Origin of the sequence: Pantoea sp. At-9b (assembly GCF_000175935.2) — a bacterium.
Classification (GTDB): Bacteria; Pseudomonadota; Gammaproteobacteria; order Enterobacterales; family Enterobacteriaceae; genus Pantoea.
The window spans coordinates 3,389,958-3,403,684 of sequence record NC_014837.1; the positions used below are offsets into that span (position 1 = coordinate 3,389,958).

Consider the following 13,727-nt stretch of genomic DNA (forward strand, 5'->3'; position numbering starts at 1 on the left):
GTCAATCCTAAGACAAACAACGCGCGAAACCTCGCGCGCTGCTCGTGAAACTTACTTCGCTAACCGCTTCTGGTATTCCTGTGCCGCTTTCACAAAGCCAGCAAACAGCGGATGACCATCACGCGGGGTCGACGTGAATTCCGGGTGGAACTGACAGGCCACAAACCACGGGTGGTTTGGAATCTCAATGATTTCGACCAGTTGATCGTCACCGGAACGGCCCGCAATACGCAGACCCGCCGCTTCAATCTGCTTCAACAGCATATTGTTTACTTCATAACGGTGGCGGTGACGTTCAGTGATCACGTCTGAGCCGTACAGCTGGCGTACTTTGCTTTCCGGCGTAAGCTGGCACTGCTGGCTACCCAGACGCATGGTGCCGCCCAGATCGCTCTGCTCGCTACGCATTTCGACGTTGCCTTCTTCGTCACGCCATTCGGTGATCAGCGCAACCACCGGGTACTTACAGTCTGGCACAAATTCAGTTGAGTTGGCGCCAGCCATACCCGCCACATTGCGGGCAAACTCCATCAGCGCAACCTGCATTCCCAGGCAGATGCCGAGGTAAGGCACGTTGTTTTCACGCGCGTATTGCGCGGTCATCAGTTTGCCTTCCACACCACGGTAGCCAAAGCCGCCAGGGATCAGAATAGCATCCAGATCTTTCAGTAATTCGACACCACGCGTTTCAACATCCTGCGAATCGATCAGCTTGATGTTAACGGTGACGCGGTTTTTCAGGCCGCCGTGCTTCAGCGCTTCAATCACGGATTTGTAGGCATCCGGCAGTTCGACATATTTGCCGACCATACCGATGGTCACTTCGCCACCCGGATTGGCTTCTTCGTAAATCACCTGCTCCCACTCGGCCAGATTGGCTTCCGGGGCATTCAGGTTGAAGCGTTTGCAGATGTAGTCATCCAGACCCTGCGATTTCAGCAGGCCCGGGATTTTGTAGATGGAGTCGACATCTTTCAGTGAGATAACCGCTTTTTCCGGTACGTTACAGAACAGCGCAATTTTAGCGCGTTCGTTAGCCGGTACGGCGCGGTCAGAACGGCAAATCAGCACGTCTGGCTGAATCCCGATGGAGAGCAGTTCTTTCACCGAGTGCTGCGTCGGCTTGGTTTTCACTTCACCAGCAGCAGCCATGTATGGCACCAGCGTCAGGTGCATGTACATGGTGTGTTCACGGCCCACATCGACCGCCATCTGGCGAATCGCTTCGAGGAACGGCAGAGATTCGATATCCCCCACAGTGCCGCCGATTTCCACCAGAACGACGTCGTGACCTTCGCCACCTTCAATGATGCGTTCTTTGATGGCGTTGGTGATATGTGGGATAACCTGAATGGTCGCGCCCAGATAGTCGCCACGACGCTCTTTGCGCAGCACTTCTGAGTAGATACGGCCGGTAGTAAAGTTGTTACGACGCGTCATTTTGGTGCGAATGAAGCGCTCGTAGTGACCCAAATCCAGATCGGTCTCGGCCCCGTCATCGGTGACGAAAACTTCACCATGCTGAGTTGGGCTCATGGTACCCGGATCGACGTTGATGTACGGATCGAGTTTCATGATGGTCACATTCAGACCACGTGCTTCAAGGATGGCTGCGAGGGAGGCTGCGGCAATGCCTTTCCCCAGAGAGGAAACGACCCCGCCGGTCACAAAAATATAGTTCGTTGTCATGCTGAACCTGAGAGTTTAGGTTTAAAGACGGTGGAATAACCAGGACGGGAAAACAGTATACCTGAAGTCGTCACCTGCCACAATTGATCAATCACCACCCTCTCCTCCTACGCAGTGCAGCGGGTAACATAGCGGATAGCCAGGGTGGAAATGTTGACGCACGTCACAAAGTTGCCGCAAGGCTGAATCGAGTAAGCTCAAGCGGCGATTTTATGCACAGCGCTGGAATAATCAACAAATCAAGGTGGATCGCGTTACTCCTTGTTCTCACTGACTTTCACCTGCTGCCAGGCCTCTTCCATCTGCTCCAGCGTGGCGTCAGTCATCGCCATGCCCTGCGCATTAATTAACGCTTCCACCTGACGAAAACGGCGTTCAAATTTATCGTTGGCCTTCTGGAGTGCCACTTCTGCTTTGCTGCCCAGATGGCGAGAAAGATTTACCGTGGCGAATAATAAATCCCCGATTTCTTCCTCAAGTTTGTCGCTATCAACCACCGCCTGCTGCGCTTCGTGCATCACTTCGTCGATCTCTTCATGCACTTTATCCAGCACTGGCCCCAGACTATTCCAGTCGAAACCGACGTTGCTGCAACGTTTCTGGATTTTGTGGGCACGCATCAGGGCGGGCAGCGCTTTAGGGATGTCATCCAGCGCCGAATGCTGCGCTTTTTCAGCGCGCTCCGTGTGTTTGATGGCTTCCCAGTTTCTCAGCACCTCCTGCGCGTTATCGGCTTTGACATCACCGAAGATATGCGGATGGCGGCGTTCGAGTTTATCGCTGATGGCGTTACAGATATCGTCAAAATCGAAGCGCTGCTGCTCGCTGGCCATTTGGGCATAAAACACCACCTGGAACAGCAGATCGCCCAATTCTCCGCGCAGATCATCGAAATCTTCACGCTGGATGGCATCGAGCACTTCATAGGTTTCTTCCAGCGTATAAGGCGCAATGGAAGCAAAGGTTTGTTGACGATCCCACGGGCAGCCGTGCTCCGGATCGCGCAGGGTTTGCATGATGGTGAGCAGGCGTTGCAGGGCATTCATGGGCAGATCCTTTGGGAATAAGTTGGGTGCGGCTGGTTACCCTCACCCCGGCCCTCTCCCATAAGGGAGAGGGAGATGCGCAATACAGTAAACAGTTCCCTCTCCCATAAGAGAGAGGGAGATGCGCATTACAGTAAACAGTTCCCTCTCCCATAAGGGAGAGGGAGATACGCAATACAGTAAACAGTTCCCTCTCCCATAAGGGAGAGGGAGACGCACAATACAGTTCCCTCTCCCTTATGGGAGAGGGTTAGGGTGAGGGAGAAGGGAAAACATCAGTGTAAACGGCGCGCGTCGATAATATCCGGCACCTGGTTCAGTCGGGCCAGCACACGGCCCAGCACCTGCTGATTATAAATCTCGATATCCATATCAATGGTGGCCAGTTGCTTACGCGTATCGCTGCGGCTGGAGACGCCCAGCACGTTCACCTTCTCATTCGCCAGAATGGTGGTGATGTCGCGCAGCAGACCGCTGCGGTCGTTGGCCGTGACGCGCACCACCAACGAATAACCGCTGGAATAACTCTCGCCCCATACCGCATCCACAATGCGCTCCGGCGCATGAGAGATCAGCTCTGCCAACTGGTCACAATCGGCACGGTGAATTGAAATACCGCGTCCCTGAGTAATAAAGCCGACGATATCGTCACCCGGAATTGGCTGGCAGCAACGGGCGATGTGGTGCAGCAGGTTGCCAACCCCTTCCACCACCACGCGACCGCTCTCTTTACGCGGCGATGGCGTATAGGACTTCTGGGTCAGTTGGCGTAACGCTTCGCGATCTTCCTCTTCCGCGCTCGGCTTATTCAGCTTACCTTGCAGGAAGTTAACCATCTGGTTGAGGCGAATGTCACCGCCACCAATCGCCGCCAGCAGCTCCTCCAGCGAGGTAACGTTATAGCGCGGCAGCAGTAATTTCTCCGCCTCGCGCAGGCTGATATCCAGCTGGGTCAACTCCGTGTCGAGAATCTGGCGACCGGCAATAATATTCTTGTCGCGATCCTGTTTACGGAACCAGTTGTGAATTTTGGAACGACCACGGCTGGTGGTGATATAGCCGAGGTTCGGGTTCAGCCAGTCGCGGCTCGGGTTCGGCTGCTTCTGGGTGATGACCTCTACCTGGTCGCCCATCTGCAACTGATAGGTGAACGGCACAATGCGTCCGCCAATTTTCGCCCCAATGCAGCGATGGCCAATATCACTGTGAATGTGGTAGGCGAAATCGAGCGGCGTTGAACCGGCTGGCAAGTCCACCACATCCCCTTTCGGGGTAAAGACATAGACACGATCGTCAAACACCTGGCTGCGCACTTCTTCCAGCATCTCGCCGGAATCCGCCATCTCTTCCTGCCAGGTGATCAACTTACGCAGCCAGGCGATACGTTCTTCATGTCCCGCTGCACCGCGCGTATTGCTGCTGGTCGGCCCTTCTTTGTATTTCCAGTGTGCCGCGACGCCCAGCTCGGCATCTTCATGCATCTGGCGGGTACGAATCTGGATCTCGACTGTTTTGCCCTGTGGCCCCAGTACCACGGTATGGATGGACTGGTAACCGTTGGGTTTCGGGTTAGCAACGTAGTCGTCAAACTCGCTGGGCAGGTGACGATACAGGGTATGCACCGTTCCCAGCGCGCCATAACAATCCTGCAAACGTTCCGCGACGATACGCACCGCACGCACGTCGAACAACTCGTCAAACGCCAGCGATTTTTTCTGCATCTTGCGCCAGATGCTGTAGATATGTTTCGGACGGCCATACACCTCGGCACGCACGCCCTCTTTCTGCATCTCTTTACGCAGGTTATCGACGAAGTTTTCGATGTACTGTTCACGATCGATACGCCGCTCATGCAGCAGTTTGGCGATACGTTTGTATTCATCGGGGTGGAGATAGCGGAAACAGTAATCTTCCAGCTCCCATTTGAGCTGGCCGATACCGAGGCGGTTAGCCAGCGGTGCATAGATATTGGTGCTTTCTTTCGCGGCGAGGACGCGCTCATCTTCCGGCGCATCTTTCATTTCACGCAGGTGAGCGATACGCTCCGCCAGCTTGATTACCACGCAGCGGAAATCTTCCACCATCGCCAGCAGCATGCGGCGCACGTTATCGACCTGCTCGGAGGCCATCGAGTCGTTATGGATCGCCTTCAGCTGACGAATGGCATCCATATCACGCACGCCGTGCACCAGCGAGACAATGCCTTTGCCGACGGTTTGCTCCAGCTCCTCTTCGCTGACCACATCCGCATTCGCCAACGGGAAAATCAGCGCGGCACGCAGACTGTCGATATCCATACTCAGCATCGAGAGGATTTCCACCATCTCGATACCGCGCCACAGCAGCAGAGCCTGATCAGGATGGTCGTGCGTTTCGGCTTCACAGTAGCGCCAGGTGTCAGCCAGACGCTGACAGGATTGCGGGTTGGCAATGCCTAAACTGGCAATCCACTGGTCGAGGGCAAACTCCCCCGCCGTATTTAAATGCGCACTTCTAACCGCAACCATATCCTCTCCTGCCACAGCGACTTAGATGTCGCTTATGTTTTGCTGAACAGCACCATGGATTCGAGATGGCTGGTATGAGGGAACATATCCAGCATCGCGACCCTTTCCAAATGGTAGCCCGCTGACAGTAATGTCTGACTGTCACGGGCAAGTGTTGTTGGGTTACAAGAAACATAGACCACGCGTTGTGGCGCAAGTTTAACTATGTGCGACATCACCCCCGCCGCCCCGGCGCGCGCCGGGTCCAGTAACACCTTATTAAATCCCTGCGCAGCCCATGGCTGGCGCGCTACGTCTTCTTCCAGGTTATGCTGGAAAAAACGGACATTTTTCAGATTATTCAGGTCTGCATTATACGCTGCCTGCCGTACTAATGCTGCAACGCCCTCCACACCAACGGCATTTTCTACGAACTTTCCGATCGGTAACGTGAAGTTGCCCATACCGCAAAACAGATCCAGCACCCGGTCCTCTGGCTGTAAGTCAAGCCAGTCAATGGCTTTTGCCACCATCTGCTGATTCACCCCATCATTCACCTGAATGAAATCCTGGGGGCTGAAGGTCAGTTGCAGGTCGAATGAGCGATAGAACGGCGTATCGGACTGCAAGGCGGTCAGATCGTCGCTGCCGTCAGCCAGATACAGCATCACATCATGTTCATGCGAAAAGCGTTCCAGTTTTGCACGATCGTCAGCGGACAATGCATCAAGATGGCGCAAGACCATTAGCGGACCATTATCCGCCAGCACCAGCTCAACATGGCCCAGACGCTTCACCGTATTTAAGTCACTGAGGCAGCGGTGCAACGGCAACAGCAACGCTTCAAGTTCGGGCGCCAGAATAGGGCATTGCGTTAACTCCACCAGATCGTTACTGGCGGCTTTGCGGAAGCCCATCTGCAAACGCTGCTGCTTTGGTTGCCACTGCAAGCCCAAACGCGCGCGGCGACGGTAGCCCCAGGCATGGCCGCTGATGATTTCATCGACACGCACCGGCAGAGGGGCGTCACGGCTGAGCATCCGCGCCAGCGCTTGTGCTTTGCTGTGTTCCTGTAACGCCACCGATACATGCTGCTGCTGGCAACCGCCGCAGACACCATAGTGCGGGCAACGGGGCGTCACCCGTTCTGCGCTGGGGTTGGTGATGCGCGTGGCTTTCGCGCGCGTGTACTGGCGTTTATCTTCCAACACCGACACTTCCGCCTGCTCACCGGGTAATGCGCCACTCACAAACATGGCTTTGCCATTATGGCGCGCCACACCTTGTCCAAAGGGATCAAGGTCTTCGATGGTGACGGTAATACGCTGTCTGGTCGTCACCCGCTGTTTTGCGGAGTAAAATTGCGCCATAGTGTTGTAAATTCTCTATTCTGATTGGGTTGTGCCGTTTGCACAGGGATAAACTTGCCAGGAGTCGCCAGGCCTTACTATGACCAAATACAGCCTGCGGGCGCGAATGATGATTCTGATACTGGCGCCAACACTCATGATTGGCCTGTTGCTCAGCACTTTTTTCGTGGTTCACCGCTATAACGAATTGCAACATCAGGTCCAGGATGCGGGTGCGAACATTATCGAGCCGCTGGCGGTTTCCGCCGAATATGGCATGACATGGCACAACCGCGACGCGATACGTGAACTGGTCAGTCTGCTGCATCGCCGACATTCCGATATTGTCCGTGCGATTACCGTTTTCGACAACAATAATCACATCTACGTCACCTCAAATAATAACCAGAACCTCAGTCTGGTGCAGAAAGAAGACATCTCCACGCTGGAAGAGGGTGTCTCGGTTGAACGTCGTGGCAACCTGATGGTGCTGCGCACCCCGATTGTGTCGGAACGCTATTCGGTCGATGAACTGCCGCAGGAAGATGCGAAACCTAACGGCAACCCGCTGGGATATGTCGCGATTGAGCTGGATCTGCAATCAGTACGTCTTGAACAGTACAAAGAGGTGTTTGTTGCCACTCTGCTGCTGCTGTTTTGTTTGTGTATCGCTATGCTGTTCGCCTATCGCCTGATGCGCGACGTTACCGGTCCGATCCGCAATATGGTCACCACCGTCGACCGCATTCGCCGTGGTCAGCTCGACAGCCGCGTTGAGGGCTACATGCTGGGCGAACTCAGCATTCTGAAGAACGGTATCAACGCGATGGCGATGTCGCTGACCGCCTACCATGAAGAGATGCAACAGAATATCGACCAGGCGACTTACGACCTGCGCGAAACGCTGGAGCAGTTGGAGATCCAGAACGTCGAGCTGGATCTGGCGAAAAAACGCGCCCAGGAAGCCGCGCGCATCAAATCCGAGTTTCTGGCCAATATGTCACATGAGCTGCGCACGCCGTTAAACGGCGTAATTGGCTTCACCCGGCAAATGCTGAAAACCGGGCTCAGCACCAACCAACGCGATTATATGAGCACCATTGAGCGCTCCGCCGCCAACCTGTTAAGCATCATCAATGACGTACTCGATTTCTCCAAACTGGAAGCCGGCAAACTGGTACTGGAGTCGATCCCCTTCCCGCTGCGTGCCACGCTGGATGAAACCCTGGTGTTGCTGGCCCCCTCTGCGCACGAAAAAGGGCTGGAGATGACCGTCTGCCTGGAAAAACAGGTGCCGGATAACGTGATTGGCGACCCCCTGCGTCTGCAACAGATTTTGATTAACCTGATTGGCAATGCCATCAAATTCACCGAGCAAGGGCATATCGACCTGCGCGTCGAACTGCGTAACACCAACGCCACTCGCGTCGCCCTGGAGATTCAGGTGCACGACACCGGCATTGGTATCTCCGATCAGCAGCAGACGCAGTTGTTCCAGGCATTTCGTCAGGCTGATGCCAGCATTTCGCGCCGCCACGGTGGCACCGGACTGGGTCTGGTGATCACCCAAAAGCTGGTCCATGAGATGGGCGGTGAAATCGCCTTTCACAGCCGTCAGGGCGAAGGATCGACCTTTTGGGTACATATCCAGTTGGATCTCAACCCGAATGCACCGCCGCTGCCGCGCGCACTGGAGGATTTACGCTCATCGCAACTGGCCTATGTCGAACCCCACCCGGCGGTGGCAAAGGCCGTGCTGGAGATGCTGAGCGGCACCCCATTGCAGGTGCATCATGCCGCCACGCTGGAAGAGTTGGGCGATAGCCACTTCCCGCTCCTGCTGATGGGATTGCCAGTGGCGGGCAAAATCATCCCGGCCTTACCCGATGACATGATCACGCATCTGTTAACGCGCGCCGATTCCGTGTTGCTGGCGCTGCCCAGCGAAATGATGTTGCATGCCGATGAATTGCGCGCACGTGGCATTGCCGGTTGTCTGACCAAACCGGTTTCCCTGACGCGCCTGCTCCCGATGTTGCTCGATTTTCACAGTCGACAACGCGAAGCCCTACCGCGCGGCACACGCCAGCCCCTGACGGTGATGGCCGTGGATGACAATCCGGCCAACCTGAAGTTGATCGGCGCGCTGCTGGAAGAACAGGTCGAGCACATCATTTTGTGTGACAACGCTGAACAAGCCATTCGCCAGGCACGTCTGCGCCCGCTGGATGTGATTCTGATGGACATTCAGATGCCAGAGATCGACGGTATCCGCGCCAGCGAAATTATTCGCAGCCTGCCGCTGCATGCGGCCACGCCGATTGTGGCGGTCACCGCCCATGCGTTAGATGGCGAGCGCGAGCAGTTGATCAATGCCGGTATGAACGATTATCTGGCGAAGCCGATTGATGAGGATAAACTCAGCCAACTGTTGCAGCGGTATACCCCACGCAACGTCGCCCGCAGCCTGACGGCACCGCCTGTTGCCCCATCACTGGATTGGGCGCTGGCATTACGCCAGGCGGCGCATAAGGAAGATCTCGCCCGCGACCTGTTGCAGATGCTGCTGGACTTCCTGCCAGAAGTGGCGCAGCACATGGAATGTTGTATGGCAAATCACGATGTGACCGGCCTGCGCGAAATTATTCACAAGCTGCATGGCAGCGCCAGCTACAGCGGTGTGCCACGTTTGAAAGAGTTATGTCGCCAACTGGAAAAGAGTTTGCACCAGGAGAGTGATATTGCCGCGCTGGAGCCTGAGTTGCTGGAGCTGAGTGACGAGATGGAAAATGTGGCGCGCGAAGCCCGGACGTTGTTGCAGCAATAATTCCCCCGTATCACGCAATTCCATACGCGATACGGGAAAAACCGGCGCGATAAATCGCGCCGCTACAGGCTGTTGCCAACCTTAATCGTTGCCGCCACGTTACGTGCCGTCAGACGCACATTCTGCGCGGCATTCGCCAACGCTTCTTCCAGCGAGCAGATGCCAAATAACACGCTGAACACCGCATCCAGCCCGTGCTCATGCACCACGCCCACATCGGCCGTCAGACTGCCCGCAATGCCAATCACCGGCTTGTTAAACTGTTTTGCCACCTGCGCCACCCCAATCGGCACTTTGCCGTTGATGGTCTGGCTGTCGATGCGTCCTTCACCGGTAATCACCAGGTCAGCATCCCGCACCTGTTCCGCAAGGCCCAGCGCTTCGGTAACAATCTCGATACCACGGCGCAATTCTGCCTGGCAAAACGCATGCAGCGCTGCCCCCATCCCGCCTGCCGCACCGCCACCCGCGATATGCAACACATCAATATCCAGGTCACGATGAATAATATCGGCATAGTGCGCCAGTGCCTGATCCAACTGCTGCACCAGCTCCGGCGTGGCCCCTTTCTGCGGACCAAACACCGCCGAGGCACCTTGCTTACCGGTGAGCGGATTGGTCACATCGCACGCCACTTCGAAACGACACTGGCGAATGCGCGCATCCAGGCCATCAATTTCAATACGAGCCAACTGCGGCAAGGCACCGCCGCCATAGGCGATTTCATTGCCCTGTTGGTCCAGCAAGCGCGCGCCAAGCGCCTGCATCATGCCCGAGCCACCATCATTGGTCGCGCTGCCGCCAATGCCAATGATGATATGTCCCACCCCACGATCCAGTGCGTTCTTGATCAGCTCGCCGGTACCAAAGGAGGTGGTAATCAGTGGATCGCGGCGCGATGTTGGCACCAGTTCCAGACCACTGGCCGCCGCCATCTCAATAAACGCGGTGCGGGCGTCACCCGACAAACCGTAAAACGCATCAACAGGCTCCCCCAACGGTCCAGTGACCGTTAGCCTGACAATGCTTCCTTGCGTTGCCGCCACCATCGCTTCTACCGTGCCTTCACCACCGTCGGCAACCGGTATTTTTACGTAGTCAGCTTCAGGAAAGATGTCGCGGAATCCCGCTTCGATCGCTGAAGCCACTTCCAGGGCGGATAAACTCTCTTTATATGAATCCGGTGCGATAACGATTTTCATAGGCAATCCGAGCGCGGTTGATGACGGAAATCCGTCCTGCTAAGGCAACCTGGCCGTCCGGTATCCTGCGATACCGGACGTGCGAGCTACCGGGTAATCTCAACTTTCGCTAATTTTTCATAATAGCAGGCCAGTGCGCTGTGGTCGGCAGTGCCCAGACCATCAGCCTTCAGCGCCTGCATCATCTCCATTACCGCAGCGGTCAGCGGCAGCTGTGCGCCCACACCGTGTGAGGTATCCAGCGCGTTAGCCAGATCTTTGATGTGCAGATCGATGCGGAAGCCCGGCTTAAAGTTACGATCCAGCACCATCGGCGCTTTGGCATCCAGCACGGTGCTGCCAGCCAGACCACCACGAATCGCCTGATAGACCAGTTCCGGATTCACACCCGCTTTGGTCGCCAGCGACAGCGCTTCGGACATTGCGGCAATATTCAGCGCCACAATCACCTGATTCGCCAGTTTGGTCACGTTACCCGCACCAATATCACCGGTGTGTACCACCGAACCCGCCATCGCTTTCATGATGTCGTAGCACTGGTCAAACACCGCTTTATCACCACCGACCATCACCGACAGCGTCCCTTCAATCGCTTTCGGCTCACCGCCGCTGACCGGCGCATCCAGCATTTTGATGCCTTTCACTGCCAGAGCGTCGTGGACTTCACGGCTGGCCAGTGGTGCGATAGAACTCATATCGATCACAATCAGGCCGGCTTTCGCACCATCAATGATACCGTTCTCACCCAGACACACCTCTTTCACCTGCGGTGAATTCGGCACCATGGTGATCACCACATCTACCTGCTGCGCGACTTCTTTCGCGCTTTTCGCGACTGAAGCCCCCAGCTCAACCAGCTCGGCTTCACTGGCCGGGTTGTTGTCACGTACCACCAGCGAATAGCCCGCTTTCAGCAGGTTTTTACTCATCGGTTTGCCCATGATGCCCAGGCCGATAAATCCAATTTTCATGACGTTGCCCCTTGGTCAATTACTTCTTAAATTTGTCGCACAGCGCCTGTGTGGCGTGGCGGAAAACACCCAGATCGCTGCCGACAGCAACAAAACTGGCTCCCCATTCGAGATAACGGCGTGCGTCGGCTTCTACCGGAGCCAAAATACCGCTCGGTTTGCCCGCCGCTTTAGCGCGTTCAAAAATGTATTTAATGACTTTCAACACTTCCGGGTGCGCGGGCTGACCGAGATACCCCAGCGCCGCAGAAAGGTCGCCCGGCCCAACGAAGATACCGTCCACACCTTCCACCGCGGCAATGGCATCAATGTTGTCCACCGCCAGCTGGGATTCGATCTGTACCAGCACCGTGATGTTGTCGTTGATGGTGGCGTTGTAATCCGGCAGCGTGCCGTACATGTTGCTACGGTGCGAAACGGATACCCCGCGAATCCCGGCTCCCGGATAGCGCGTGGAGGCCACGGCGCGTGTCGCTTCTTCCGCCGTCTCAACAAACGGAATCAGGAAGTTATAGAAACCGATATCCAACAGACGCTTGATGATGATCGGTTCGTTGCAAGGCGGGCGGACCACCGGCGCGCTGTGACTGCCCTTCAACGCCATCAGTTGTGGAATAAAGGTGGTGATGTCATTCGGCGCGTGTTCGCCATCCAGCACCAGCCAGTCAAAGCCTGCCAGACCCAGGACTTCGGTGGTGATCGGATTGGCCAATGCACACCAGCTACCAATCAGGGTTTCTCCTGCCAGCAAACGGCGACGAAAGGCATTCGGCCAGGCTGTATTGCTCATTATCTTGACTCCTGTAACGGAAAAAATTAGCGCACCAGGCACGGACGTTTGTTATCAAAGGTCCAGTTGGGCACAAGGAATTGCATCGCCTGAGCGTCATCGCGCGCGCCCAGACCGTGTTTCTGATACAGCGCATTAGCCTGCATCACCTGATCCATATCCAGCTCGACACCGAGGCCCGGCTTCTGCGGTACCTGCACCATGCCACCTTTAATCTGGAACGGTTCTTTGGTCAGGCGCTGATTGCCTTCCTGCCAGATCCAGTGGGTATCGATGGCGGTAATTGCGCCCGGCGCAGCGGCCGCCACGTGAGTGAACATCGCCAGCGAAACATCGAAATGGTTGTTAGAGTGTGAGCCCCAGGTCAGGCCAAAGTCGTGACACATCTGCGCCACACGTACCGAGCCTTGCATGGTCCAAAAATGAGGATCAGCCAGCGGGATGTCGACCGATTGCAGTGACAGGGTGTGGCCCATCTGACGCCAGTCGGTGGCGATCATATTGGTGGCCGTCGGCAGCCCGGTGGCGCGACGGAATTCCGCCATCACTTCACGCCCGGAATAACCCTGCTCCGCACCGCACGGGTCTTCCGCATAGGCCAGCACGCCTTTCAGTTGTTTGCCCAGCAGAATGGCTTCATTCAGCGACCAGGCTCCGTTGGGATCAAGGGTGATGCGCGCCTGCGGGAAACGCTGCGCCAGCGCAGTGACCGCTTCAGCCTCTTCACCGCCGCGCAGCACACCACCTTTCAGTTTGAAATCATTAAAGCCGTATTTTTCATACGCGGCTTCCGCCAGACGGACCACCGTATCCGGCGTCAGCGCCTCTTCATGACGCAGGCGATACCAGTCGCATTTGTCATTTTCCTGGTTCTGGTACGGCAGCGAGGTTTTCTTGCGATCGCCGACGTAGAACAGATAGCCGAGCATTTCTACCCGATCGCGTTGCTGTCCGTCGCCCAGTAACGACGCCACATTGACGCCCAAATGCTGACCAAGCAGGTCAAGCAGCGCCGCTTCAATCCCGGTCACCACATGGATGGTGGTGCGCAGGTCAAACGTCTGGCTGCCACGCCCGCCAGCATCGCGGTCGGCAAAGGTGCTACGCACCAGGTTAAGAATGTTTTTGTACTCGCCAACGGTTTTCTGCACCACCAGCGCGGCGGCGTCTTCCAGCGTCTGACGAATTTTCTCGCCACCCGGAATCTCCCCCACCCCGGTATGGCCCGCATTGTCTTTGATGATAACGATGTTGCGGGTGAAGAAAGGGGCATGCGCGCCACTCAGGTTGAGCAACATGCTGTCATAACCGGCCACCGGAATGACCTGCATGGATGTAATTTTCGGTGTCTGACTCATTTCCTGCTC

General features: G+C 56.0%; 9 protein-coding genes. 1 reads left to right on the top strand and 8 read right to left on the bottom strand.

Annotation, left to right across the window (positions count from 1 at the left end):
- Window positions 1-51: 51 nt before the first annotated feature.
- The 4 genes from pyrG to rlmD form a co-directional block, all read right to left on the bottom strand.
- Complete coding sequence (pyrG, locus tag PAT9B_RS15625; RefSeq protein WP_013510244.1) at window positions 52-1,689, bottom strand: glutamine hydrolyzing CTP synthase; 1,638 nt, start codon at window positions 1,687-1,689, stop codon at window positions 52-54.
- 254 nt (window positions 1,690-1,943) lie between these two features.
- Window positions 1,944-2,735 carry a nucleoside triphosphate pyrophosphohydrolase gene (mazG, locus tag PAT9B_RS15630; RefSeq protein ID WP_013510245.1) on the bottom strand — a complete coding sequence of 264 codons (792 nt, stop codon included), beginning with the start codon at window positions 2,733-2,735 and terminating at the stop codon, window positions 1,944-1,946.
- Window positions 2,736-3,010: 275 nt separating this feature from the next.
- Window positions 3,011-5,242 carry a GTP diphosphokinase gene (relA, locus tag PAT9B_RS15635; RefSeq protein ID WP_013510246.1) on the bottom strand — a complete coding sequence of 744 codons (2,232 nt, stop codon included), beginning with the start codon at window positions 5,240-5,242 and terminating at the stop codon, window positions 3,011-3,013.
- Between the two features lie 32 nt (window positions 5,243-5,274).
- Window positions 5,275-6,591, bottom strand: coding sequence for a 23S rRNA (uracil(1939)-C(5))-methyltransferase RlmD (gene rlmD, locus PAT9B_RS15640; protein WP_013510247.1), 1,317 nt, complete (start codon window positions 6,589-6,591; stop codon window positions 5,275-5,277).
- Between the two features lie 79 nt (window positions 6,592-6,670).
- Between rlmD and barA the strand changes: the two genes are divergently transcribed.
- Window positions 6,671-9,397, top strand: coding sequence for a two-component sensor histidine kinase BarA (gene barA / locus PAT9B_RS15645; RefSeq protein WP_013510248.1), 2,727 nt, complete (start codon window positions 6,671-6,673; stop codon window positions 9,395-9,397).
- A 62-nt stretch (window positions 9,398-9,459) separates the two neighbouring features.
- Here barA and PAT9B_RS15650 read toward each other — a convergent pair whose 3' ends face one another.
- The 4 genes from PAT9B_RS15650 to gudD all read right to left on the bottom strand — a co-directional run bounded on the left by PAT9B_RS15650 (window position 9,460) and on the right by gudD (window position 13,718).
- Window positions 9,460-10,599 carry a glycerate kinase gene (locus PAT9B_RS15650; protein WP_013510249.1) on the bottom strand — a complete coding sequence of 380 codons (1,140 nt, stop codon included), beginning with the start codon at window positions 10,597-10,599 and terminating at the stop codon, window positions 9,460-9,462.
- Between the two features lie 86 nt (window positions 10,600-10,685).
- A complete protein-coding gene (gene garR, locus PAT9B_RS15655; protein WP_013510250.1) occupies window positions 10,686-11,570 on the bottom strand; it encodes a 2-hydroxy-3-oxopropionate reductase in 885 nt (294 codons plus the stop codon).
- A gap of 19 nt (window positions 11,571-11,589) precedes the next feature.
- Window positions 11,590-12,360, bottom strand: a complete 771-nt coding sequence (gene garL / locus PAT9B_RS15660) for a 2-dehydro-3-deoxyglucarate aldolase (protein ID WP_013510251.1) — start codon at window positions 12,358-12,360, stop codon at window positions 11,590-11,592.
- Between the two features lie 26 nt (window positions 12,361-12,386).
- Complete coding sequence (gene gudD / locus PAT9B_RS15665) at window positions 12,387-13,718, bottom strand: glucarate dehydratase (RefSeq protein ID WP_013510252.1); 1,332 nt, start codon at window positions 13,716-13,718, stop codon at window positions 12,387-12,389.
- Between the last annotated feature and the right edge of the window lie 9 nt (window positions 13,719-13,727).